The 25160-nt window shown below is 64.3% G+C and carries 24 protein-coding genes; 13 read left to right on the top strand and 11 right to left on the bottom strand.

Annotation, left to right across the window (positions count from 1 at the left end; genetic code table 11):
• Positions 1-89: 89 nt before the first annotated feature.
• Genes NFH98_RS18125 through NFH98_RS18145 form a run of 5 tightly spaced genes read left to right on the top strand, consistent with a single transcriptional unit; the run spans position 90 to position 4813 of the window.
• Entirely contained in the window at positions 90-902 is an 813-nt protein-coding gene (locus NFH98_RS18125; RefSeq protein ID WP_045990821.1) for an SDR family NAD(P)-dependent oxidoreductase, read from the top strand.
• Positions 899-2230, top strand: coding sequence for an NAD(P)/FAD-dependent oxidoreductase (locus tag NFH98_RS18130; RefSeq protein ID WP_349623021.1), 1332 nt, complete (start codon positions 899-901; stop codon positions 2228-2230). The genes NFH98_RS18125 and NFH98_RS18130 overlap by 4 nt, the downstream gene beginning before the upstream one ends.
• Positions 2227-3036: a DUF1365 domain-containing protein gene (locus tag NFH98_RS18135; RefSeq protein WP_045990823.1), complete on the top strand. Its 810-nt coding sequence runs from the start codon at positions 2227-2229 to the stop codon at positions 3034-3036. The genes NFH98_RS18130 and NFH98_RS18135 overlap by 4 nt, the downstream gene beginning before the upstream one ends.
• A complete protein-coding gene (locus NFH98_RS18140; RefSeq protein WP_108133432.1) occupies positions 3033-4301 on the top strand; it encodes an SAM-dependent methyltransferase in 1269 nt (422 codons plus the stop codon). Before NFH98_RS18135 ends, NFH98_RS18140 begins: the two co-directional genes overlap by 4 nt.
• Positions 4302-4312: 11 nt before the next feature.
• Positions 4313-4813, top strand: coding sequence for a DUF2878 family protein (locus NFH98_RS18145; RefSeq protein ID WP_222569678.1), 501 nt, complete (start codon positions 4313-4315; stop codon positions 4811-4813).
• A gap of 19 nt (positions 4814-4832) precedes the next feature.
• Here NFH98_RS18145 and NFH98_RS18150 read toward each other — a convergent pair whose 3' ends face one another.
• Entirely contained in the window at positions 4833-6689 is a 1857-nt protein-coding gene (locus NFH98_RS18150) for a putative bifunctional diguanylate cyclase/phosphodiesterase (RefSeq protein WP_213230099.1), read from the bottom strand.
• Positions 6690-6911: 222 nt separating this feature from the next.
• Between NFH98_RS18150 and fabA the strand changes: the two genes are divergently transcribed.
• From fabA to NFH98_RS18170, 4 genes are all read left to right on the top strand, one after another.
• The gene (fabA, locus tag NFH98_RS18155; protein ID WP_045990827.1) at positions 6912-7427 is read left to right on the top strand and encodes a 3-hydroxyacyl-[acyl-carrier-protein] dehydratase FabA; all 516 of its coding nucleotides are present in this window, start codon (positions 6912-6914) and stop codon (positions 7425-7427) included.
• A 13-nt stretch (positions 7428-7440) separates the two neighbouring features.
• On the top strand, positions 7441-8658 hold the full coding sequence (gene fabB, locus NFH98_RS18160; RefSeq protein WP_045990828.1) for a beta-ketoacyl-ACP synthase I: 1218 nt from the start codon (positions 7441-7443) through the stop codon (positions 8656-8658).
• A 292-nt stretch (positions 8659-8950) separates the two neighbouring features.
• Entirely contained in the window at positions 8951-9706 is a 756-nt protein-coding gene (gene loiP / locus NFH98_RS18165; protein ID WP_287165701.1) for a metalloprotease LoiP, read from the top strand.
• Between the two features lie 87 nt (positions 9707-9793).
• Positions 9794-10357: a PH domain-containing protein gene (locus NFH98_RS18170; RefSeq protein WP_287165702.1), complete on the top strand. Its 564-nt coding sequence runs from the start codon at positions 9794-9796 to the stop codon at positions 10355-10357.
• 72 nt (positions 10358-10429) lie between these two features.
• Here NFH98_RS18170 and NFH98_RS18175 read toward each other — a convergent pair whose 3' ends face one another.
• The 3 genes from NFH98_RS18175 to NFH98_RS18185 all read right to left on the bottom strand — a co-directional run bounded on the left by NFH98_RS18175 (position 10430) and on the right by NFH98_RS18185 (position 13087).
• Positions 10430-11185 (bottom strand): lysophospholipid acyltransferase family protein, encoded by a 756-nt coding sequence (locus tag NFH98_RS18175; RefSeq protein WP_045990830.1) that lies wholly within the window; start codon positions 11183-11185, stop codon positions 10430-10432.
• Positions 11182-12078 (bottom strand): sugar nucleotide-binding protein, encoded by an 897-nt coding sequence (locus tag NFH98_RS18180; protein ID WP_045990831.1) that lies wholly within the window; start codon positions 12076-12078, stop codon positions 11182-11184. The genes NFH98_RS18175 and NFH98_RS18180 overlap by 4 nt, the downstream gene beginning before the upstream one ends.
• A gap of 235 nt (positions 12079-12313) precedes the next feature.
• On the bottom strand, positions 12314-13087 hold the full coding sequence (locus NFH98_RS18185; RefSeq protein ID WP_045990832.1) for a sulfite exporter TauE/SafE family protein: 774 nt from the start codon (positions 13085-13087) through the stop codon (positions 12314-12316).
• A gap of 204 nt (positions 13088-13291) precedes the next feature.
• Here NFH98_RS18185 and NFH98_RS18190 point away from each other — a divergent pair, with 204 nt between their 5' ends.
• Positions 13292-13816, top strand: coding sequence for a CinA family protein (locus NFH98_RS18190; protein ID WP_045990833.1), 525 nt, complete (start codon positions 13292-13294; stop codon positions 13814-13816).
• A 26-nt stretch (positions 13817-13842) separates the two neighbouring features.
• A complete protein-coding gene (gene nadE / locus NFH98_RS18195) occupies positions 13843-14673 on the top strand; it encodes an NAD(+) synthase (RefSeq protein ID WP_348827179.1) in 831 nt (276 codons plus the stop codon).
• Between the two features lie 193 nt (positions 14674-14866).
• Here the strand turns inward: nadE and ssb are convergent, their stop codons facing one another.
• Both ssb and NFH98_RS18205 read right to left on the bottom strand, forming a co-directional pair.
• Positions 14867-15532: a single-stranded DNA-binding protein gene (gene ssb / locus NFH98_RS18200; protein ID WP_045990835.1), complete on the bottom strand. Its 666-nt coding sequence runs from the start codon at positions 15530-15532 to the stop codon at positions 14867-14869.
• A 281-nt stretch (positions 15533-15813) separates the two neighbouring features.
• Positions 15814-17199, bottom strand: a complete 1386-nt coding sequence (locus tag NFH98_RS18205; protein WP_108133424.1) for an MFS transporter — start codon at positions 17197-17199, stop codon at positions 15814-15816.
• Between the two features lie 184 nt (positions 17200-17383).
• Between NFH98_RS18205 and uvrA the strand changes: the two genes are divergently transcribed.
• Entirely contained in the window at positions 17384-20254 is a 2871-nt protein-coding gene (uvrA, locus tag NFH98_RS18210) for an excinuclease ABC subunit UvrA (protein WP_045990837.1), read from the top strand.
• Between the two features lie 288 nt (positions 20255-20542).
• Positions 20543-21781, top strand: a complete 1239-nt coding sequence (locus NFH98_RS18215; protein WP_348827180.1) for a PDDEXK-like family protein — start codon at positions 20543-20545, stop codon at positions 21779-21781.
• A 49-nt stretch (positions 21782-21830) separates the two neighbouring features.
• Here NFH98_RS18215 and NFH98_RS18220 read toward each other — a convergent pair whose 3' ends face one another.
• The 5 genes from NFH98_RS18220 to rpsK form a co-directional block, all read right to left on the bottom strand.
• Positions 21831-22406, bottom strand: a complete 576-nt coding sequence (locus NFH98_RS18220; RefSeq protein ID WP_108133881.1) for a lysozyme inhibitor LprI family protein — start codon at positions 22404-22406, stop codon at positions 21831-21833.
• A 226-nt stretch (positions 22407-22632) separates the two neighbouring features.
• A complete protein-coding gene (gene rplQ, locus NFH98_RS18225; RefSeq protein WP_045990838.1) occupies positions 22633-23022 on the bottom strand; it encodes a 50S ribosomal protein L17 in 390 nt (129 codons plus the stop codon).
• A 39-nt stretch (positions 23023-23061) separates the two neighbouring features.
• Positions 23062-24060: a DNA-directed RNA polymerase subunit alpha gene (locus tag NFH98_RS18230; RefSeq protein ID WP_108133880.1), complete on the bottom strand. Its 999-nt coding sequence runs from the start codon at positions 24058-24060 to the stop codon at positions 23062-23064.
• An 80-nt stretch (positions 24061-24140) separates the two neighbouring features.
• A complete protein-coding gene (gene rpsD / locus NFH98_RS18235) occupies positions 24141-24761 on the bottom strand; it encodes a 30S ribosomal protein S4 (RefSeq protein ID WP_045990840.1) in 621 nt (206 codons plus the stop codon).
• Positions 24762-24773: 12 nt separating this feature from the next.
• Positions 24774-25160 carry a 30S ribosomal protein S11 gene (gene rpsK, locus NFH98_RS18240; protein WP_013331014.1) on the bottom strand — a complete coding sequence of 129 codons (387 nt, stop codon included), beginning with the start codon at positions 25158-25160 and terminating at the stop codon, positions 24774-24776.

The raw sequence follows: 25160 nt of genomic DNA on the forward strand, positions 1-25160 counted from the left end.
ATCTCGACAAGCGTGAATCGCAGCGAGCTTGAATCGAGCCCACAGCAAGCTCAGACAGCAAGGCCGCACCGCAAAAGGAGCGACAGTAGATGGCACGCGACCCCAACCCTCAGCGCATCTGGCTGACCGGCGCCACCTCCGGCATCGGCGAGGCACTGGCACGACGCCTGCTCGACGATGGCCATCGCGTCGCCCTGACTTCGCGCGGCAAGGCTGGCCTCGAACGACTGGCCAAGGATCACGAGAATGCCATGCCGGTCCCCGCCGACATCACCGACCGCGCGTCGATGCAGGACGCCGCCGCACGCATCGACGAGGCCTTCGACGGCCTCGACATGGTGATCTTCAATGCCGGGACCTGCGTCTACCTCGACGGCGGCCGCGTCGACACCACCCTGGTTCGCGACAACTTCGAACCCAACTTCTTCGGCACCATCCATGGCATCGAGGTGGCTCTGCCGCTGTTGCACAAGGCCCGACGCCAGGGTGCCCGCCCGCAGATCGTGGCGACGTCCAGTGCTTCGGCCTATCTGGCGCTTCCGCGTGCCGAAGCCTACGGCGCGTCCAAGGCGGCACTGAGCTACTTTCTCGAGTCGCTGCGACTCGACCTGGCCCATCAAGGCATCGACGTCAGCGTCATCCACCCTGGCTTCGTCAAGACGCCGTTGACCGAACGCAACGACTTCCCCATGCCCATGGCGGTCACGCCGGAACAGGCGGCCAAGGCGATCTTCGAAGGACTGTCGGCACGCCGACGGGACATCCACTTCCCGCGGCGCTTCACCTACCTGGTCAAGTTCATGGGCATCCTGCCCCTGCGGCTGAGGATCGCCCTGGGCAAGCGCCTGGTCAGGCGCGAAGACGATGACGCTTCCACCCCCCACAAGGAACGCAACCAATGACTCGCCTTCAACCGCCGTTCGAGGCCCAGCGCATCGCGGTGATCGGTGGGGGTATCAGCGGCCTGGCCGCCGCCCGCTACTTGAGCGCGCGTCACCGGGTGACGCTGTTCGAGGCCGCCGACCGGCTGGGGGGACACACCGCTACCGTGGATGTCAGCCTGGACGGACGGGACTACGCCATCGACACCGGCTTCATCGTCTTCAACGATCGCACCTATCCGCACTTCCAGCGCCTGCTGGCACACCTCGGGGTGAACGCTCAGGCCACCGAGATGAGCTTCTCGGTGCATCGCACCGACCGCGACTTCGAGTACAACGGCCACACCCTGACCTCGCTGTTTGCCCAGCGTCGCAACCTGCTGCGCCCTGCGTTCTACCGCCTGCTGGGCGAGATCCTGCGCTTCAACCGACTGGCCATCGCCGATCTGGCGCGACCGGGCCAGGATACGTCCAGCGATGCCCTGCTGATGCCCCTTGGCGACTATCTCGATGGCCATGGCTTCAGCGACGACTTTCAGCGCCACTACCTGCTGCCCATGGGGGGCGCCATCTGGTCGGCCAGCCTGGCCGATATCCGCGCCTTTCCCACACGTTTTTTCCTGCGCTTCTTCCACCACCATGGGCTGCTGTCGGTCAACGACAGGCCCCAGTGGTACACCGTGGAAGGGGGATCGCGCGGCTATATCGATGCCATGGTGGCGCCCTACGCCGACGCCATCCGCCTGGCGACGCCGGTGCGCGGTATTCGTCGGGAACACGACGGCGTGGTGCTGCGCACCGATGCCGGCGAGGAACGCTTCGACCAACTGGTGCTGGCCTGCCACGCCGACCAGGCGCTCGGGCTGCTCGATGACCCCAGCTACGCCGAACGCGAGGTGCTGTCGGCGTTGCCCTACGCCGACAACGAGGTGGTACTGCACACCGATACTCGCCTGCTGCCGCGCCGTCGGCGCGCCTGGGCCAGCTGGAACTATCGCCTCGACAGCCGCAGCGACGCTGACCGGGTCTCGGTCACCTACGACATGAATATCCTCCAGCGCCTGAGCGCGCCGCACACCTTCTGCGTGACCCTGAACGACGCCGACAGCATCGACCCGGCCAAGGTGCTCGGGCGCTTTCGCTACGCCCATCCCCAGTTCACGGCCCAGGGTAGCCTGGCCCAGGCGCGTCATGCCGAGATCTCCTCTGCGGCGCTGCGTACTCACTTCTGTGGCGCCTACTGGCGCAACGGCTTTCACGAGGATGGCGTATGGAGCGCGCTGCGGGTGGCAAAGGCGCTGGGCTGCGAGGAAAGCGACCATGAGCGGCTGGAGGCGGTGGCACCATGATCGCCAAGCCGCGTTCGCGGATCTACCGCGGCACCCTGCGCCATCGGCGCTTTCTGCCGCGACCCCACGAGTTTGCCTATCGCGTATGGATGGCCTGGCTCGACCTGGAGGAGCTGCCCGAACTGTTCGACCGGGTGCCCGGCTTCAGTGCCCGCAGGCCGGCGCTGGCCCGCTTCAGGCGCGAGGATTACCTGCCGGCACGGGGCAGCGAGATAACCCTGGCCGACGCCGCCAGGGCCGAGGTCCGCGAGCGCCTGGGCCAGGCGCCCCAGGGCCGGGTCTGCCTGCTGACCCAGCTTGGCTCTCCCTGGGTGTCGTTCAATCCCATCTCGCTCTACTACCTCTACCACGAACCCGACGGCGAGGGACGCGAGCGTCTGGGCGCGATACTCGGTGAAGTCACCAATACCCCCTGGCGCGAGCGCACCCGTTACGCTGCCGCGGTAGACCCCGAGCGTCACAGCCACCGCGCTGAGTTCGACAAGGACCTGCACGTATCGCCCTTTCTGCCCATGGGCATGACTTACCACTGGCGCTTCAACAGCCCGGGGCGTGAGCTCGCCATGCACATGGAGACCTGGCGGGATGGCCAGCGCCACTTCGATGCCACCCTGACCCTGGCAGGCCGGCCGGCTACCCGACCGGCGCTGCTCGCCGGCCTTGCGCGGCAACCCTGGATGGCCACCAAGACCCTGGCTGCCATCCACTGGGAGGCAATCAGGCTGTGGCTCAAGGGCGTCCCGCTGCACGATCACCCACCGCCGGCCGAAGGCCTCTCATCCAGATCCGAGGAGACTCCGTCTTGACCACACTCAGGAGCGAACAAGGCGTCACCATCAGCCGACGCGGCGACAGGCTCAGCCACTGGCTCAAGCCTCGGGTGCTGGCGCAATTGGGCCAACTGCGCCACGGCAGCATCACCCTTGTCGACGGCCATGAGCGCCATCAGCTTGGGGAACAGGGGGAACTGAGCGTAACCCTGGTGGTACGCCGCAGTCGGGTGTGGAAGCGCATGGCGCTGGGCGGCACCCTGGGGGCGGCAGAAGCCTACATGGACGGTGACTGGGACGTGGACGATCTGGTCGGACTGGTGCGTCTGTTTGCGCGCAACATCGACCGGGTCAATGACGATGTGGAAGGCGGCCTGGCCGGCCTGGGACGCGCCCTGCTGTCCACGCTGCTGCGTCTGCAGCGCAATACCCGCAAGGGCTCCCGGCGCCACATTGCGGCCCACTACGACATCGGCAATGACCTGTTCGCGACCTTTCTGGACCGTGAACACTGGATGTACTCCAGTGCCATCTTCCCCTCCCCGGAGGCTACCCTCGAGCAGGCCTCGACGCACAAGCTCGATGTCATGCTCGACAAGCTAGACGTCAGACCTCACCACCACCTGCTGGAGATCGGCACCGGCTGGGGCGGACTCGCGATCCATGCCGCCCGTACCCGCGGCTGCCGGGTGACCACCACCACCATCTCCCGCGAGCAATACGAGCATACCGCTCGCCGCCTGGCCGAGGAGGGACTCGAGGACCAGGTCACCCTGCTCAACGAGGACTACCGCGAACTTAGCGGGCGCTATGACCGGCTGATTTCGGTGGAGATGGTGGAGGCGGTCGGCGCCGACTACCTGCCGCGCTACCTCAAGACCCTGGACCAGTTGCTGGCGCCCCAGGGGCTGGCGTTGCTGCAGGCCATCACCGTACGTGACCAGCGCTATGAAGCGGCGCGCAGAGAGATGGACTTCATCAAGCGCTACATCTTTCCCGGTGGTTTTCTGCCATCGCCCACGGTACTGCTGCAGAACCTGACGAAACACACCTCGATGAACCTGGTCGATCTGGATGATATCGGCCCGCACTACGCCCGCACCCTGCGTGAGTGGCGCCAGCGTTTCGAGGCGAGCCTCGATCAGGTCGGCAAGCTGGGCTACGACGAGCGTTTTGTGCGCATGTGGCGCTACTATCTGTGCTACTGCGAGGCGGGTTTCGCGGAGCGCACCATCAGCACCTGCCACCTGTTGCTGGCCAAGCCCGATGCGCGGCCGCGAACTCGGCTCGGCAAGCCGTGATCAGGGGACCGATGCCCCCCCGCTGGCAGGCCTCGCTGCTCAATGTGGCGGGCTTCCAGCTGGGCTGGTTCGGCTGTGTGCTGATGGGCGCCTGGGCCGGCGGAGCCATTGCCCTGGCGGTGATCGTGGCTCACCTGCGCTGGTTGGCCAAGCCCGGAGAATGGCGCTGGTTGCTGGGGTTTCTGCTGGCTGGGGTCGTGATCGATGGCTCGCTGGCGGCGTTGGGCGGCTATCGCTTCGACCCGCAGAGCCCGAGCCTCGGTCCGCTGGCGTTGTGGCTGCTGTGGCTATGGCCGCTGTTCGCCACCCTGATTCATCACTCGCTGGAGTGGCTATGGGCGCGCCCCTGGCTCGCCGCCCTCGGCGGCCTGATCGGCGGCCCCTCGTCCTACCTGGGCGGCGCGGCACTGGCGGGCGTCGAGCTGGCCGACTGGCTGCTGCCGACCCAGGCGCTGATCTGGGCCTCGCTGTGCCTGGTCATCGGCATCGGCCTGCGTCGGCGCTCTGGCTGAACAAGGGCGGAAGACGCCATCAGGCCACCGCCTGACGGGTATTGGCCTCTTGACGGGTAGCGCTTTCCCGCCACAGGGCTTCGAGCTCGTGGGCCGGCATCGGCCGGGCGTAGAAGTACCCCTGCACCTCATCACAACCGGCCTGGCGCAGGTAGTCGCGCTGTTCTGCGGTTTCGACGCCCTCGGCCAGTATCTCCAGTGACAACCCTCGGGCCATCGCCGTGACCGCGTTGACGATGGCCGCATCGGCGCTGTCACCCGGCAGCGCCTTGATGAAGGCACGATCCAGCTTCAGCTTGTCCAGCGGCAACTCCTTGAGATAGCCCAGCGACGAATAGCCGGTACCGAAGTCGTCGAGGGCGATGCGATGGCCCAGGTCACGCAATCGCTCCAGGCGCGGCACGATATCGCCGCCACGATCGTCCAGCAGCACCGACTCGGTCAGCTCGAGCCCCAGCCACTGGGACGCCACGTCATGGCGCGCGCGGCCGGTGGCCAGGGTCTTCTCCAGGTCGCCCTGGAACAGCTGCATCGCCGAGATGTTGATCCACACCGGCAGCGGCGATAGCCCCCGCGAGCGCCAGTGGGCGAGCTGGGTCAAGGCCTGATGAATCACCCAGTCACCCAGCGGTGCCATCAGTCCATGACGCTCCGCCAGGGGGATGAACTCCGCCGGGGAGATCATCCCGTCGCGGGGATGACGCCAACGCAGCAAGGCCTCCATGCCGATCATGGCGTCATCGGCGAGGCGATGTTGCGGCTGGTAGTGAAGCTCAAGCTGCCCTCCCTGGGCCAGCGCTTCCCGCAGGTCATTGAGCAGCGTCAGATTGGGACCGTCGCCGACGTCCAGGGCAGGCCGAAAGCGCTGGCAGCAATTACCGCCATGGCGGCGGGCGGACGCCAGCGCCGCCTCCATGCGCTGAAACAGCACGCCGTCACTATTGCCGTCCTCCGGCGCACGACAGCTGCCGATGGTAATACCGAGCCTCAAGGTGCTGCCGTCGATCTCGAACGGCTCCCCCAGATGGCTCCTCAAGCCCTCGACCCAGCGCTCGTGATCGTCGTAGGTAGTGGTACGCAGGACCATGAATTCGTCCCCGCCCAGCCGCCCGACCACACCGCCGGCCACATGCCCGGCCAGGCGCTTGCCGAAACGTGCCAGCAATCGATCACCGGCGCTGACACCGAGGCCGTCGTTGATCTCCTTGAAACCATCGATATCGATCAGCGCCAGATCCAGGCACTCACCGGCACGCAGATGACGCAGACGCGAGGCCAGCAATTCATGAAGACGGAAACGGTTGGGCAGGCCGGTCAGCGGGTCTTCCCGACCGATCCGCCTGAGGTCCTGCTCCCGGGCCTTGCGCAGCGAGATATCGGTAAAGGTGGCGATATGGTGCTCGGCGCGGCCATGGGGGTCGGTGATCACCTGGACCTCCAGCCACATGGGGTACTCGCTGCCATCCTTGCGTCGCTGCCACAGCTCGCCTTCCCAGCGACCGGCGCTGATCAGCGCCTGCCAGAAGCGCTCGAAGAAGGCACTGTCATGGCGCGCCGCCGCCAGGTTGCTGGCGCTGAGGCCGGCCACCTCGGACAGCTCGAATCCCGAGAGCTCGGTAAAGGCCGGGTTGACCGCCTGGATACGGTGCTGGTCGTCGGTGATCATCACCGCCTCCCCCGACTGTCGCATCACCTGCTCGGTCAACCGCGAGCGACGCTGCTCGAGCTTCACCTGACGCCAGCCGTCCCACATGGCCACCGCCATCAGCAACAGCGCACCGAGCCTGAGCGAGACGCTCGGCAGCCACAGGACGGCTGACATCGCCGAGAGCCCGAGCCAGATCAGCGGGCGATTGAAAGATAACCGAGGCCACATGGTCGAATTGGACTCCCGCGATAGAGAACGCGAAAAAAGTGTGCTGTCGTTATCGGCGCTTTGCCCGGAATCTGTAGTGTCAAAGCAGACTTTCTGTCTACCACGACCATGATCGAAGGCCCACGGGGTGCATTCAGCCCCCACGAACAGTAGACTAGGCAGGCCGCATGGCGGCAGATTGCCGTGCGCGGCGTACATCACTTCGACTCTCGGAACGCTCCAGTGACCAAGCAACACTCTTTTGATCGCGATGAACTGCTGGCTTGCAGCCGCGGTGAGCTGTTCGGCCCGGGCAATGCCCAGCTGCCGGCCCCCAACATGCTGATGCTCGACCGCATCACGCGCATTTACGAAGAGGGTGGCGAGTACGGAAAGGGCGAACTGATCGCCGAGCTCGATATCCGCCCTGACCTGTGGTTCTTCGATTGCCACTTTCCGGGCGACCCCGTCATGCCCGGCTGCCTCGGCCTCGATGCCATGTGGCAGCTGGTGGGCTTCTACCTCGGTTGGCTCGGTCACCCCGGACGCGGCCGGGCGCTGGGCTGCGGCGAGGTCAAGTTCAGCGGGCAGATCATGCCTGACGCCCAGAAGGTCACCTACCGCATCAATATCAAGCGCGTCATCACCCGCCGCCTGATTCTGGGCATGGCGGACGGCACCGTTTCCGTCGATGGCCGCGATATCTATCAGGCCAACGACCTGCGTGTCGGCCTGTTCACCTCCACCGCGAATTTCTGATCAGGAGGCTCCCATGCGACGAGTGGTAGTCACCGGTCTGGGCATCGTGTCGTGCCTGGGCAATGACCGGCAACAGGTACTCGAGGCACTCAAGAACGGCCAGTCCGGCATTCGTTTCAAGGAAGAATACGCCGAGCGTGGCTTCCGCAGCCACGTCGCCGGCGTGGTCGACATCGACCTGGACGAACTGGTGGACCGCAAGCTGCGCCGCTTCATGGGTGACGCTGCGGCCTACGCCTATGTCTCCATGGCCCAGGCCATCGAGGATTCCGGCCTCACGCCCGAGCAGGTGTCCAACGAACGTACCGGCTTGATCGCCGGGTCCGGCGGCGCTTCCAGCGCCAACCAGGTGGAGGCCGCCGACGTGATGCGCGAGAAGGGTCTGCGCCGTGTGGGCCCCTACCGGGTCACCCGCACCATGGGCAGCACCGTCTCGGCCTGTCTGGCGACCCCGTTCAAGATCAAGGGCGTGAACTACTCCATCTCTTCTGCCTGCGCCACCTCTGCCCACTGTATCGGTTCCGCCATGGAACAGATCCAGCTCGGCAAGCAGGACGTGGTATTCGCCGGCGGCGGCGAGGAGGAGCACTGGACGCTGTCGTGTCTGTTCGACGCCATGGGTGCGCTGTCGACCAGCTACAACGACGACCCGCAGACCGCCTCTCGCCCCTACGACAAGAGCCGCGACGGCTTCGTCATCGCCGGCGGCGGCGGCATGCTGGTGCTTGAAGAGCTCGAGCACGCCAAGGCTCGCGGCGCCAAGATCTACGCCGAGGTGGTCGGCTACGGCGCCACCTCCGACGGCAAGGACATGGTCGCGCCGTCAGGTGAAGGCGCCATTCGCTGCATGCGCCAGGCCATGGCCAGCGTCGACGGCGACATCGACTACATCAACACCCATGGCACCTCCACGCCGGTGGGCGATGTGGCCGAGCTCAAGGCGGTGCGCGAGGTCTTCGGTGACAGCACCCCGGCGATGAGTTCCACCAAGTCTCTGACCGGGCATTCCCTGGGCGCCACCGGCGTGCAGGAAGCGATCTACTCGCTATTGATGATGGAGAACGACTTCATCGCCGCCTCGGCCAACGTCAGCGACCTGGACGACGAGGCCCAGGGCTTCGATATCGTCACCAGCCGCCGTGATGGCGTGAAGCTGGATCGCGTACTGTCCAACAGCTTCGGCTTCGGCGGTACCAATGCCTGTCTGGTGCTGCAGCGCTTCAACGACTGATCCAGCCCGGCCAGGTAGTAACACGACGGCGCCCCTCGGGGCGCCGTCGTTGTTTGTGGATAGCGCTATTCCCACTGCCAGGGAGAGCAAGACGATATTGCTGACAAAGTGTTGTCTGAAAAACACGAAAAATGGGTAGGTTTGTTGCGCTGCAATAGCGCGTGCTACAACTCCGAACACGGTCAGCTTGCGCTCCAGAAACTCCCGTCGCGATCCTGCGCGCGCAACCGCCGATCAGGACCCTGTCCTGCAGGAACCATCCCGACTCCCTCTTTCATCAAGGATGATGAGCATGAACCTACGCCTTACGCTTTCTCTCGCCGTGCTTGGCTGCACCAGCCTGCTGACCGGCTGCGAGAACATGTCCACCGACAGCATGATCAACACCGGGCTCGCCGGCTTCAACGCCGCCACCATCAGCGACGCCGAGGTCAAGGCCATGTCTGACCAGAGCTGCCAGCAGATGGACAGCCAATCCGTCCTGGCGTCGCCCGACTCTGAGTATGCACAGCGCCTAAAAAGCATTGCCGACCACCTGGGTCACCAGATCGAAGGCACCCCGGTCAACTACAAGGTCTACATGACCGACGACATCAACGCCTGGGCCATGGCCAACGGCTGCGTGCGTGTCTACAGCGGGCTGATGGACATGATGAACGACAACGAGATCGAGGGCGTACTGGGCCACGAACTCGGCCACGTGGCCCTGGGGCATAGCCGCAAGCGCATGCAGACGGCCTACGCCACCGCGATCGCCCGGGATGCCATGGCGGCATCTGGCAACAGCGCGATGGCGACCCTGTCGGACTCCCAACTGGGTGACCTGAGCGAGCAGTTCATCAACGCCCAGTTCTCCCAGAGTCAGGAAAGCGACGCCGACAACTTCTCTTTCGACCTGCTGACCGAGCGGGGCATCCCGCGCGAGGGGCTGATGACCGGCTTCCAGAAGTTCGCCGATCTCGACGGCGGCGAAAGCAGCCTGATGTCGTCACACCCGGGCTCCATGGAACGCGCCGACAATATTCGCGAGCGCCTGGCCAACGGCTAGGACTGACGATAGGTGGCAGCTTCAGCCCTTTCATGCTCGGAGCTGCCACACTCGCTTTGCCCGCATCAACGACAAAAGGAGAAGACCATGAGCGGCAGCACCTCGAATGAAAGCGTTATCGCAACGCTGAAGCCTTCGATTCTGGCGGGAGTGGGTTCACTGATAGTTGGATTGTTGCTCGCATCAATCGGAACATACTATTTAGTACATGTTGCCGTTTATCTTTATGGGTTTCTCATCAGCCTGCACATTCCAGGCAGTTCAATCATCTTGAACCGATCCTGCGCCATCATCACTGTTTGGGTGATCTGTCTTATTATTCCCATCTGCAAGATCATTGGCTTGGCCACCACCAAGTTTGATATCACACCGCGCCGAGTCTACTACTATCACGGCGTCTTGAATCGCCGCGTGGATCAGTTGGAGATCGCACGCATCCGCGACCTGTCGACATCAGAGCCTTTGCTGCTCAGGCTCTTTGGCTTGGGTAACCTGATACTGCTGACGGCAGACCGGACCCATCCGCGCCAACTTATTCCCGGCATCAAGGACGTCCACGGCATGCGAGAGCGTGTACATGACCTGAGCGTTGCCGAAAGACAGCGGACAGGCTATCAGGAGATGGAAAACACCACCGAAGCGACGGCTTGACCGCCTTTTCTCTCGGCGATCGGCGATGATGCCGAGCGCCCCAAGACCGGCTCCAGTGGGGCCGGATCGCGTTCAGCGACTGACACTGCGCGCCAGTTCTTCGGGCGCGGGTCTCGGCACGCTGGAGATCTCTTCCAGGCGCGCCTCGATCCAGGCTTCGGTCTCGACCAGCACCTCTTCAGGGGTGCGTCCTTCGGTGGCGATAGGCTCGCCCACCACCAGCGAGATGCGGCCAGGCCGCTTGATCCAGTCACGCCCCGGCCAGCATTCGCCGGCGTTGTGGGCCACCGGCACCACCGGCACCCCGGCGCGGCAGGCGATCACCGCCCCACTCTTGTTGTAGCGGCGACGCTTGCCTGGCTCTACCCGGGTTCCCTCGGGAAAGATCAGCACCGACAACCCCTCCTTGAGCCGCTGGCCTCCCTGGCTCAGTACCTGGCGCATGGCCCGGGCAGGCTTGGAGCGGTCCAGGGCGATGGGGTGCAACAGGCGCAGCCCCCAGCCAAAGATCGGAAAGTTCAACAGTTCCTTCTTGAGCACCGTGCACACCGGAGGCTTGAGCAACTGCAGGTAGACGGTTTCCCACTCGCACTGGTGATTGGACAGGATCACCACCGGCCCATCGGGCAGTTTTTCACGCCCCTTCATCTCGTAGCGCACCCCGCACACCAGGCTGAACCAGGCGATGATGAAGTGGTTGTAGAGGTTGAGCAGCCGATAGCGCGAGCGCAGTGGCAGCAGCGGCGCCGGCGGCAGAAACAGCAAGCCACACACCAGCATCGCGGCAAAATAGCCAATATAGAAGATCACGCTGCGCAGCAGATTCATGCGTCCTTCCCCTGACTCGTCGCCTGGCAGGCCACGTCTTCCCGCGCTCGACACCAGGTGTCGAGCATGCGACCCACCTCGAGCCGCCAGGGTTTCTGGTGTACCCCGAACACTTCCAGCACCCGGCGACAGTTGAGTACCCGGCGCAGCGGCTGATCATGGTGGTGGCTGAGCGCCTTCACCTCGCCCAGCGCGATATTTTCGCCCTGGCCTTCCAGACGCGTGCCCAACTGGGTGCGCACCATGCACACGAACGTATAGGCGCTGACCGGCTCTACCCCGGCCAGATGGTAGCTGCCCCAGGCATTGGCGCCGCAGGACTGCTGCTGCAGCATGCCGATCAGCGCCATGGCCACGGCATCAGCGGACGTCGGGCACAGGGTCACGTCGGTCTCGGCGGGCACGGTGCCACCATCGATCAGGGTATCGAGCAGTTCGCCGAGCCAGGCGTGGCTACCCTCCAGGGCGAACATGGGACCGACCCGCACGATCAGGTGCTCGGGGCACTCGGCACGGATGCGGTCGCCCGTCGCCACCAGCCGGCGCAGCCCCTCGTCCCGGGGGGCCGGAATCACGTGCTCGTCGATGGGCGAATCGTGGCCATCCTCGTAGAGCTGGTCACAGACGCACCACACCAGCGGTATGCCAACGTCACGGCACGCCTCCATGCAGGCCTCGACCGCCTCGGCGTGTTCGACCACCGCAGCGGGCGGCACGCTGAAGGGGCGCGACAAGGGGGGAATGATCAGCGCGTCCGGCGCCAGCGTACGCAGCGCTTCAGGATCCACGCGGGTCGCGGGATCGATCACCAGCTCGGTATCACCGCGCCGATTGCTTTCCCGCGCCAGGGCCAGGGACAGACAATGCCCGGCGTCCAGAATCAGCAGCTTCACGACGACTCCTCGTCCATGAGAGCGCCGCACGAGACTCGTACGACGCCCTGGCGTTACGGCCGGTGTCCAGACGCTGCGACAGGAATAGCGGCGAGAACCGCCACTCGCACATCACGCCCGAGGACACCAAAGGGCCATATTCTACACCAACTGCTCATCGATCAGCGCCCCTCTTGGAGGTAGCAGACTCTCGCCATCCATCGAGGTGGAAACGTCTGGCTGCCGGTTGGCGCGATCAGCCGACGCTGGTCGCAAGGCCCACCAGGCTGACCGCCACCAGCACCACCCCGAGCACCCGGAAGAACACCTCGGAGCGAGCACCGAGCAGCGCCTGGTGGACTCGCTCGCCGAGTACATGGCCCACCATGGCGCAGGGCAACAGCCACAGGTGATGCTCGAGCTGCAGGTCCACTCCGGCGATGATGAAGGACACCATCTTGATCACCACCAGGATGAACCACAGCACAAACAGGGTGTCGCGCAACTGGTGCTTGGCCACATGGGAAGCGAATACCGCGACGATCAGCGGAGCGCCGATCAGCGATGCTCCGCTGACGTAGCCGCCCAGCGCCAGCAGCACCACGTCCACCGTCTTGCTGCGGCTACGAAAGGGGCGATTGAGGGCGTAGCTGGCGCCGTAGACGATCACGATCACGAAGATCACCGCCGTCATCAGCTCAGCCGGCAGGGTCAAGAGGCCAACCACGCCGATCAGCTTGGGCACGATCATGATCGCCAGCGCGCGCTTCAAGTAGCGCCAGTCGATATTGCTGTCTCCGGTATTGCCGGTCTGCTGGATCTGACGATGGCCGCGCCAGGCGATCCAGCTCGAGAAGATCAACAGATGCACCGCCACCAGCGGCAGGAACACCAGTGGCTCATCGAGCACCAGCAGCAGGAAGGGCAGCGCCAGCACCGCCCCACCGAACCCCAGACTGGAGCGCACGAAACCGCTCCAGCAGAAGATCAGCCCGATCAACGCGTACTGGTACCACAACAGATCCTGCATCCGCCGCTCCCTCCTGGATCACCACTAAATTATTTGTCTGCTTATCACTTTAGCCTGTCTGGCTGCACGGCAACATAAGACATCAGTGGAGATAGAGAGGCATCCGTCTCGCAAGGAGTGGGTTGGAAGACCCGGCCTTCAGCCCCTATGCTGAATTTGCCAGAACGAGCATTTCCCACTCTCAACTTCGCAGGAGAGCACGCCATGGAATGGCTGGAAGATCTTGTCGACTACCTGACCGAGCACGACATCAAGCTGGCCACCGCGGAGTCCTGCACCGCCGGTCTGATCGCCTCGGAACTGGCCCGCGTACCTGGCAGCGGCCAGGTCATCGACAGCGGACTGGCCGTCTACTCGCCCGAGGCCAAGAACCGCTACCTCGGGATCCCCTTCGAGACCATCTCGCGCTACGGCCTGACCGGCGAGGAGATCACCCGGGAGATGGTGCTGGGCACCCTGAACAACTCCAACGCCAAGCTGGCGATCGCCAACACCGGCATCGCCGGCCCAGGCGAACCCGAGGATGGACCGCCCAAGGGCACGGTGTGCCTGGGCTGGGGCTTTCGCTACGAGGACAAGATCTACGTGATCACCACCACCGAGCATTTCGACGGGGATCGCAACGAGGTCCGCCTGGCGGCGGCCCATCATGCCCTCAAACGAGTGTGTGACTGGCACCGCGACATTCGCGACGGCAAGCTCGCGCCCTACTGGCGTGAGCACGACTGACACCCCAATCCCGCAAGGAGGCACGGATGACCCACGACGATATCGACCAGTTGCAGCGCATCATCGCGCGTGAACTCGAAGTCCAGCCCGGGGCGGACATCAGGGATGAAATTCAGCGGCGCCAGGCGTTTTTGATCGACCAGCTTCATACCACCGGCCAGCACTGCCTGGTGCTCGGCATCAGTGGCGGCGTGGACTCGACCAGCGCCGGCCTGCTGGCCCAGCGGGCGGTCGAGACGGCGCGGGAGCGACTGCCCGAAGCACGCTTCATCGCCATGCGCCTGCCCTATGGCGAGCAGCAGGATGATGACGACGCCAGGCAGGCGCTGGACGCCATCCAGCCGGACGAGTGCCTGACGGTCAATATCAAGCCGGCCAGCGACGCCATGCTGGAAGCGCTGGAGCAGGCAGGCCTTGAGTTTCGCGACCAGGCCCTCCGCGACTTCGTGATGGGCAATATCAAGGCGCGCCAGCGGATGATCGCCCAGTACGCCGTGGCCGGTGCTCAAGGTGGCCTGGTCATCGGCACCGACCAGGCCGCCGAGGCAGTGATGGGCTTCTACACCAAGCACGGTGACGGCGCCTGTGACCTGGTGCCCCTGGCCGGCCTGACCAAGGGCCAGGTCCGCGACATGGCTGCACAACTGGGCGCCCCGGATACCCTGGTCAACAAGGTGCCGACGGCGGACCTGGAGTCACTGCGCCCGCAGTTGAGTGACGAGGAAGCCCTCGGCGTCAGCTACGCCGCCATCGACCGCTTCCTCACCGGCGAGAGTGTCGCCCCCGAGGACGCCGAGCGCATCATCGCCACCTGGCGGCGCACCGCCCACAAGCGTGCCATGCCCAAGACGCCCTGATACCCCGGGCACTTGAGGCGAAGCGCCTTGGCCGAAGAGAGACGCTGCAAGAGAAAGAGGCACTTGGCGAGAAGAGGCACTGCACTGAACAGGCGCTGACCAAAAAAGAAGACCCGGAACGCAAGGAGGCCCTGCCGATGCAGGGCCTCCTTGGTTTGCTAATGACGCCATTTGATGGCATCCACAACGGGACTTAGAACGGGATCTCGTCGTCGAAGTCGTCGAAGTTGCCCGGGTCCGGTGCGCCGAAGCCGCCCTTCTGACCACCGCCCTGGTTGGGCGCCTGCTGGGGCGGACGGTTCTGCTGAGCGCCACCCTGCTGGCCACCGCCAAAGTTGCCGCCCTGCTGGGGCTGGCCGCCACCGAAGTTGCCACCCTGCTGGGGCTGGCCACCACCGAAGTTGCCACCCTGCTGGGGCTGACCACCACCGAAGTTGCCACCGCCCTGCTGGGGCTGACCACCGCCGAAGTTGCCGCCGCCCTGAGGGCCGCCGCCGAAGCCGCCACCCTGGCCGCCTTCACCGCGACCATCGAGCATCTGCATGTCGTTGGCGACGATCTCGGTGGAGTAGCGATCCTGGCCGTTCTGGTCCTGCCACTTGCGGGTCTGCAGGCGGCCTTCGATGTACAGCTTCGAGCCCTTCTTGAGGTACTGCTGGGAAATCTCGGCCAGCTTGTTGAACATCACCACCCGGTGCCATTCGGTGCGTTCCTGGCGCTGGCCGCTCTGGCGGTCCATCCAGGTATCGGTGGTCGCGAGGTTCAGGTTGGCCACGGCGGTGCCGGACGGTGTAAAGCGTACCTCCGGATCCTGGCCGAGGTTGCCGATGAGGATGACCTTGTTGACGCCACGGGCCATGGTTGACTCCTTGATGCAGACAATGGGTGCCGGGCCGGCGGGCAGGATAGCTGCCACGCCCCCGGTGACAATCGGTCGGCGTCGATCGGTCGACGCCACAAAAGCGGATGTCGCTACTATACGCGAGATCGAGACGATTCGCCGCCGTGAAGAACGGCTCGGCACTCGAGCGCAGACAGTGTGCGGCGACGTGATGTCGCGACAAGGTGCCGACACCAGGCGCCGCGACTATCTGCCGCGGCTATCTACCGCGGCTATCTACCGCAACTATCTACCGCTACCTAGGAGCGCTGGGTCGAAGAACGGGTCAGCCGCGCCAGCGCCTCGGTGTCCAGGGTGGCACGATCCACCTTCAGGTAGGCCAGCCGCTCCTCCGGCACCACCAGCACGTCCTCGACCCCGGCGACGGCGGCAAAGCGCGCCATCAGGTTGTCCAGGGTATCGCTCTCGTGCTCGTCGGCCAGGGCCACCACCTCGCTGGACAGGTGGCGCGGCGCGCGCATGCCGAGCATCAGCACGAACCAGCCAAGCCCCAGCAGCGCTGCCCCCAGGAACACCGCCGACAGCCCGAACTGCTGCGCCAGGAAGCCGCCCATCACGCCACCGAGGAAGGCCCCCAGGAACTGGCTGGTGGAATAGACCCCCATGGCCGTGCCCTTGGCCCCGGCCGGCGCCAGCTTGCTGATCATCGACGGCAGGGTGGCCTCGAGCAGGTTGAAGGCGGTAAAGAAGGCCAGCAGCCAGGCGCCCAGGGCTACCAGGCCCGAACCGGCGAGGCCCAGCCCGACCAGACTCAGGGTGATGGTAGCGATGGCACCCAGGCACATCAGCTTCATCTTGCGCTTCTTCTCGGCCACGATCACCAGCGGCACCATGGCGACGAAGGACAGTCCCATCACCACCAGGTAGACCAGGCCATGGCGGGCTTCGACGACGCCGGCATCGACCAGCTTGAACGGCACCGCGGTGAAGATCGCCATCAGGATCAGGTGCAGGCTGAAGATGGAGGCGTCCATGCGCCACAGGTCCATGCGCCCGAGGATGCTGGCGAGCTGCCCGCGGTCGAGGCCGACGTCACGATGGCCGCGACGGCGCGGCGCCGGCGGCACCAGCTTCCACAGCACCAGCATCCCCAGCGCCGCCAGCAGGGCGGTGAAGTAGAACACCCCGGCCAGGCCAAAGTGGCTGGCCACCAGCGGGCCGAGCACCATGGCGACGCCAAAGGCCACGCCGATCGACAGACCGATGGTCGCCATGGCGGCGGTGCGAACCTGCTCGCGGGTTTGGTCGGCCAGAAGCGCCATGATGGCGGCGGCCACCGCACCGCTGCCCTGCAGACTGCGACCGACAATCATCATGGCGATGGAGTCCGCCTGAGCGGCGACCACGCTGCCGATCAAAAACAACCCCAGGCCAGCAGCAATCACCGGCTTGCGCCCGATGCGATCCGACAGCAGACCGAAGGGAATCTGCAGTACCGCCTGGGTCAGGCCATAGACGCCGAGCGCCAGCCCCACCAACAGAGGGGTGGCCCCGACCAGGTGGTCGGCGTTGAGGGCGAGTACGGGCAACACCATGAACAGCCCGAGCATGCGTGTGGCGTAGAGCCCCGCCAGACCGACGATGGCGCGCCGCTCGGAGGCTAACAAGAGTCTGGCCTTGGACATGAACGAATTCCGGCTTGAGAGCGGGGAGAGAGCCCCGAAGGTGGACCGCATATTCTAGCGCCTGGGGGCGATCCAGAAAATGCCGACACTCGAGTCATTTCACAAGCGTCTTTTCACCGGTGGCTTTGCCGGCCGGGCGACCGGCCACGTATAATCGACCTTTTGCCGCGTCTTCGAGGTGGGAATGGACAAGATTCTGGTCAGGGGTGCCCGCACCCACAACCTCAAGCAGATCGACGTCGAACTACCCCGTGACAAGCTGATCGTGGTCACCGGGCTGTCTGGCTCCGGCAAGTCGTCGCTGGCCTTCGATACCCTCTACGCAGAGGGGCAGCGCCGCTACGTGGAGTCGCTGTCCACCTATGCGCGCCAGTTCCTGTCGATGATGGAAAAGCCCGACGTGGACCATATCGAGGGGCTGTCGCCGGCGATCTCCATCGAGCAGAAGTCCACCTCCCACAACCCGCGTTCCACCGTCGGCACCATCACCGAGATCTACGATTACCTGCGCCTGTTGTTCGCCCGTGCCGGCACCCCACGCTGCCCGGAACACGGCGAGGACCTCGAGGCCCAGACCATCTCGCAGATGGTCGACCAGGTGATGGCGCTGCCGGAAGGCAGCAAGCTGATGCTGCTGGCCCCGGTGGTCAGCGGACGCAAGGGCGAGCACCTGCAGCTGCTGGCGGAGCTGCGCTCCCAGGGCTTTGTACGCGCCATGGTCGACGGCCAGGTGCTGGAACTCGACGACGTGCGCCCGCTGGACAAGAACCGCAAGCACGACATCAGCGTGGTGGTGGACCGCATCAAGGTGCGCGAAGGCCTCGAGCAGCGCCTGGCGGAATCCTTCGAGACCGCCCTGGGTCTGGCCGACGGTACCGCCATGGTCCACTTCATGGACGGTGAACAGGACGACATGGCGTTCTCGGCACGCTTCGCCTGTCCGGTCTGCGGCTACTCCATCGCCGAACTCGAACCGCGGATGTTCTCGTTCAACAACCCGGCCGGCGCCTGCCCCACCTGCGACGGCCTGGGGGTGCAGCAGTTCTTCGACCCGGAAAAGCTGATCAGCCACCCGGAGCTGTCCCTGGCGGAAGGCGTGATCAAGGGCTGGGACCGGCGCAGCGTCTACTACTTCAACCAGCTGAAGTCGGTGGCCGAGCACTACCGCTTCACCCTGGAGACCCCGTGGCAGGATCTGGCCCGCCACGAGCGCGAGGTGATCCTCAACGGCAGCGGCAAGGACGACATCGCCTTCAGCTACGTCAATGATCGTGGCAAGAAGGTCACCCGCGAGCACCCCTTCGAGGGCGTGCTGCCGAACATGCAGCGCCGCTACCGCGAGACCGAGTCGAGCATGGTCCGCGAGGAACTCGCCCGCTATATCGCGGTGCAGCCCTGCCGCACCTGCGAGGGCTCGCGCCTGCGCAAGGAAGCCCGCCACGTGTTCGTCGACGACACCACTCTGCCCGAGGTGGTGCGCCTGCCGATCGGCGACGCCCAGCGCTACTTCAGTGAACTGAGCCTGCCTGGTCGGCGCGGCGAGATCGCCGAGAAGATCCTCAACGAGATCTCGGCCAGACTCGAGTTTCTGGTCAACGTCGGCCTCGACTACCTCAACCTGGAGCGCAGCGCCGAGACCCTGTCCGGTGGCGAGGCCCAGCGCATCCGCCTGGCCAGCCAGATCGGTGCCGGCCTGGTGGGCGTGATGTACATCCTCGACGAGCCCTCCATCGGCCTGCACCAGCGCGACAACGACCGCCTGCTGCAGACCCTGGAACGCCTGCGCGACCTGGGTAACACGGTGATCGTGGTCGAACACGACGAGGACGCGATTCGTGCCGCCGACCATGTCCTCGACATCGGCCCCGGCGCCGGTGTCCATGGCGGCGAGATCGTCGCCGAGGGCACCCCGGAGGAGGTCATGGCCAACCCGGCCTCGCTGACCGGTCAGTACCTGTCCGGTACCCGCGCCATCGAGGTACCGCCCTGGCGCATCCCCGGCAACCCGGAAAAGATGCTCAAGCTCACCGGCGCCTCGGGCAACAACCTCCAGGACGTCACCCTGGAGCTGCCGCTGGGGCTGTTCGTGTGCGTCACCGGGGTGTCCGGCTCGGGCAAGTCGACCTTGATCAACTCGACCCTGATGCCGATCGCCGCGCGCGAGCTGAACAAGGCCACTACCCTGACGCCGTCGCCCTACACCGGCATCGAGGGGCTCGATCAGCTCGACAAGATCATCGACATCGACCAGAGCCCGATCGGCCGCACGCCGCGCTCCAACCCGGCGACCTACACCGGCATCTTCACCCCCATTCGCGAACTGTTCGCCGGCACCCAGGAGGCGCGCTCACGCGGCTACAAGCCCGGCCGCTTCTCGTTCAACGTCAAGGGCGGGCGCTGCGAGGCGTGTCAGGGCGAGGGCATGATCAAGGTCGAGATGCACTTCCTGCCGGATATCTATGTGCCCTGCGACGTGTGCAAGGGCAAGCGCTACAACCGCGAGACCCTGGATATCCACTACAAGGGCAAGACCATCGATGAGGTGCTGGAGATGACCGTGGAGGAGGCGCTGGAGTTCTTCAGCCCGGTGCCCGCCATCGCCCGTCGTCTGCAGACCCTGGTCGACGTGGGCCTGACCTACATCCGCCTGGGCCAGAGCGCCACCACCCTGTCCGGCGGCGAGGCCCAGCGGGTCAAGCTGGCCCGGGAGCTGGCCAAGCGCGATACCGGCAAGACCCTGTACATCCTCGACGAGCCCACCACCGGCCTGCACTTCGAGGACATCCGCCAGCTGCTGACGGTCCTGCACCGGCTGCGCGACCACGGCAACACCGTGGTGGTCATCGAGCACAACCTTGACGTGATCAAGACCGCCGACTGGCTGATCGACCTGGGCCCGGAGGGCGGGTCCGGCGGTGGACGCATCATCGCCGAGGGCACCCCGGAACAGCTCGCCGAGATGGAGGTCTCCCACACCGGGCGCTTCCTCAAGCCGCTGCTCAAACGCGCCGCCCCCACCTCGCGCAAGGGCGACAAGGAAACCGCGACCGCCTGAGGACGCCTCGGAACACAACGAGCGGGTGTCGCAACATCGCCAACGCAAGACGCCCGAGATAAGGCAAATGAAAAAAGGGGAAGGCCTTCCCCTTTTATCTTCCAGGCGTCGCGCACTTTTATCACGGGGAACAGGCGCGGCCTCATCCTGCGACTGCCGTTGTCATCTGAATACCAGATATCAACACCAATAGAAGACTGGCACCTGAACTCGATCACTTTTTGTGCCTCCACCTTTCGATATGCTGAGACACACAATCATCGGTTTGCCCACACAGGGAGGTCCGCCATGCCACACGAGAACAAGGAGCCATCACTTGATGATGAGCATCGCGCACTGGAAGCGCTATTCGAAAGGATGGAGCAGATGCCCCCGCCGGCGCCGCCAGAGCCCAACCTTTTTTCCATTTCAGGGCCGGGGCAACACGAGAACCGACTGTCGGACCTGATGGCGATCTTCATGGGTAGCCACGAAGGCGCCCCAAGGTGGCTGGCCAAGGCGCTAGTGGCGTGCCTTCTGAAAAAGGGCGCTTTCCCGGGTGAGCTAGAAGACGACCTGCTCTTGTGCACTGACTGGGACAGCCTCTCGGTCGAGCGCGAAGTCCCGTCGTCGGACGTTCGGGATGGCAACGACAAGCGGCTCGATCTGGTCATCTCGAGCGACAGCTTTGTGATCGGCATCGAACACAAGGTATGGGCGTCGGCGTCATACAACCCCTTCACTACCTACGCCGCCATGATTGACGCCTATCAGCAGCCCTATCAGGTCCGCTGCGTACTGAGCCCCCTGACCCAGCGGGACGATGTCCCCGTCGACTGGGTATGCGTCTCCTACGACGAGTTGATCACCGCCGCTCGAGAGCGATTCGGCGAGGAAGTCGCCACCAGCACCTTTACCAAATGGCAGGTCTTCTATCAGGAACTGTTGCAGCACCTGCACGCCATCGCCCACCAGGACAAGGCCATGATCATGGACGACAAGGAACTCACGTTCGCCCTCAAGCACTTCGCTCAACTCAAGCAGGCGGCGAGGAAACTCGGACTACTGGAAAGCGAACTGGTTCAGCAGTGCACTCGCACGTTGGCGTCCACTCTGGATATTTCGGAAAACGAGATCATCAAGTCGAGCAGCACCTGGCGTGACGAACAGCGGGTACTCCGCTTCTCTTTCCCCCACTGGGAAGGGCATAACAACCAGGCCTGCCTGGTCTATTACCCCACCTCGGAGTCTGACGCTGCCGACAGCGAAAGTATCGGCTTCTACGTCAGAGGCTACATCGACCGGCAGGCTACTTCTGCAGATCTAGAGGACATCGCCGAGGACTTCATGAGCACCGTTCCGGACACCTGCAGCGATGCTTGCTCCTTCTATCGCGATGGCGAACCTAAAGACTTCAGGTTTGAAAGCAACAAGCGCTATCTGGTCCTCGATGCCTGGCCCCACCCCTATACCCGAGAAGGCGCCCTGAACGCGCTGGGCGACCTGGCCCGCTGGATCGATCAGCGCCTCAGTCAAAGCGTCCAGTAAACCACAGGAAGACGCGGCCGCGATCGCTGGGTGGCGGCAAGGCGCACGCCTAAAGACTGCTCTCGTGCAGGATGCCCTTCAAGGTAAGCGCCCGCTGGGCGGTCTGTTCAAGCTGACAGGCGGCGGCGACGACGCTGCGGATGGTGCCATCCTGATAGCGGGCATAGGCGTAGCCGCACTCGGCGTCGCGAAAGGTGATCCAGGCGCGCTGCACGTCTCTTAGCGCGTCCACCCGGGAGATACCCACGTCAGGATTCCCCTCGTCCTGCTCGCGCATCAACGCGCGCAGCTCCTGATACTGGGCGTTGAGCAGTTCATCCCAGACCCGGGTCTCCTGGGCCAGACAATCGACGATGCCCAGGGTCGTGGCCCCGCCCGGGGTCTGCTGGCAGGCGTCGGCGGCGAGTCCGATGCAGTCACCCACCGCCCCCTGGCCCATCTGTACAAAGCAGTCGCGCACCTCGGCTGCGGCGACCGTGGGCGCCGCACTGCCCCCCACCTCGGCCAATGATGACGCCTGGGCAGCCTCCTTGCCCGCTTCTTCTGGATCGCCCGGCGTCTGCGCCACGGCGATGACTGGCGACAGCACCAGCATCGACAACAGCCTCTGCCACGTCCTTTGCATGCCTTCCCCCGATACCTTGTCCCTGACTGACAGCATAGGGGAAGCCACGCCGTGCGGACACACAGCCCTGGCGCTTATGTCATCGCTGCCCCTGGATGCCAGCCCTCTCGGGCCGGCCCAGCTTCCGACCATCATGCCCAAGAGTCCCGTCGACAAATGACAGACATAAAAAAACCGACACCCGGAGGTGTCGGTTTCGCGTCGTGTCGAAGCGCTGTCGAAAGGATTACTCCTCGCCGACGGCCTCTTCTTCAACGACGGGGCGATCGACCAGCTCGACGTAGGCCATGGGGGCGTTATCGCCGGTGCGGAAACCGCACTTGAGAATACGGACGTAACCGCCCGGACGCTCGACGTAACGCGGACCCAGCTCGTTGAAGAGCTTGCCGACCGCTTCCTTCGAGCGGGTACGGCTGAAGGCCAGACGCCGGTTGGCGACGCTGTCTTCCTTGGCCAGGGTGATGAGCGGCTCGATATGACGACGCAGCTCCTTGGCCTTGGGAAGGGTTGTCTTGATCACTTCGTGCTCGACCAGCGACACGCTCATGTTGCGAAACATGGCCTGGCGGTGCGAGCTGGTACGATTGAGGTGACGACCACTCTTACGATGACGCATGGTTGTGATTCCTTACCAAACTGGGACTCGAGCCGACGCTTAGGCGGTGGCCTTGTCGTCCTTCAGGCTAGCCGGCGGCCAATTTTCAAGCCGCATGCCAAGGGACAGACCACGAGCAGCCAACACGTCCTTGATCTCGTTCAAGGACTTCTTGCCGAGGTTCGGGGTCTTCAACAGCTCCACCTCGGTGCGCTGAATCAGATCGCCGATGTAGTAGATATTCTCGGCTTTCAGGCAGTTGGCGCTACGAACGGTCAACTCGAGATCGTCTACGGGGCGCAGCAGGATGGGATCGATATGATCCTCTTCCTCGACCACTTCCTGTTCCTTGTCGGCTTCCAGGTCGACGAACGCTGCCAGCTGCTCTTGCAGGATGGTCGCGCTGCGACGGATCGCCTCTTCCGGATCCAGGGTGCCGTCGGTTTCCAGGTTGATGATCAGCTTGTCGAGGTCGGTGCGCTGTTCGACGCGGGCGGCTTCGACGCTGTAGGAAACGCGGCGCACGGGGCTGAAGGTCGCATCCAGCTGCAGACGGCCGATGGCGCGTGTCTCGTCGTCGGCTTCGCTGCGGACATCCGCAGGCTCATAGCCGCGACCACGGGCCACCTTCAGCTGCATCTTGAGCTCGGCGCCTTCATTGACGTGGGCGATGACGTGCTCGGGGTTGACCACTTCGACGTCGTGATCGACGGCGATGTCACCAGCGGTGACGACGGCCGGGCCCTGCTTGTTCAGCGAGAGCATCGCCTCGTCGCGGCTGTGCATCTTGATCGCCACGTCCTTGAGGTTCAGGAGGATTTCGATGACATCTTCCTGGACACCCTCGATCGCGCTGTACTCATGGTCGACACCAGCGATCTCGGTCTCCACCACGGCGCAGCCGGGCATGGACGAGAGCAGGATACGACGCAGAGCATTGCCCAACGTGTGGCCGAAGCCACGCTCGAACGGCTCGAGCACGATCTTTGCGTGGTGTGCGCTGATCTCTTCGACCTTGATGTCGCGAGGACGGAGAAACTCTGTCACTGAACGCTGCATATGAACACCTTTCAGGCTGCCAAACGAATACTCGGTAATAACCGCCGCCCTCCCGGAGGAGGGCGGCGCGGACGGACCGCTTACTTCGAGTACAGCTCGACGATCAGTTGCTCGTTGATGTCGGCAGTCAGGTCACCGCGCTCAGGCAGGGCCTTGAAGGTGCCTTCCATCTTCTTGGCGTCGAGTTCGATCCAGGCCACGTCGCCACGGTTGGCGGCGATGCTCAGGGCGTTCTGGATACGCGCCTGTTGCTTGGCCTTTTCACGAACGGATACCACGTCGCCGGGCTTGACCTGGTAGGAGGCCACGTTGACGGTCTTGCCGTTGACGGCAATCGCCTTGTGGCTTACCAGCTGACGAGCCTCGGAGCGAGTGGCGCCAAAGCCCATGCGGTAGACGACGTTGTCCAGTCGGGACTCAAGCAGCTGCAGCAACAACTCACCGGTCGCACCCTTCAGGCGGGCGGCTTCCTTGTAGTAGTTGCGGAACTGCTTTTCGAGTACGCCGTACATGCGACGTACTTTCTGCTTCTCGCGAAGCTGCAAGCCGTAGTCGGAAAGACGCTGACGGCGCTGGCCGTGCACACCCGGAATCTGTTCGGATTTGCACTTTTTCTCGAAGGGAGTGACACCGCTCTTGAGGAAGAGGTCGGTACCTTCCCGGCGAGACAGTTTGCACTTCGGTCCAATGTAACGAGCCATGAATCTGTCTCCTTAAACGCGGCGTTTCTTCGGCGGACGGCAGCCATTGTGGGGAATGGGCGTCGCGTCGGTGATGCTTTGCACGCGGAAGCCGGCGGCGTTGAGTGCACGCACGGCGGATTCACGGCCAGGACCGGGGCCCTTGACCAGCACGTCGACGTTTTTCACACCATACTCGGCTGCAGCAGTTGCTGCACGCTCGCTTGCCACTTGAGCAGCGAACGGGGTGCTCTTGCGAGAACCACGAAAACCCGAACCACCGGCTGTCGCCCAAGAAAGAGCGTTGCCCTGGCGGTCTGTGATCGTAATGATCGTGTTGTTAAAAGAGGCATGGATATGCGCAACGGCATCCACTACCTGCTTTTTAACCTTTTTACGGTTGCTACGCGGGTTAGCCAT

Source organism: Halomonas sp. H33-56 (genome assembly GCF_040147035.1).
In the GTDB taxonomy this organism is placed as follows: domain Bacteria; phylum Pseudomonadota; class Gammaproteobacteria; order Pseudomonadales; family Halomonadaceae; genus Halomonas; species Halomonas litopenaei.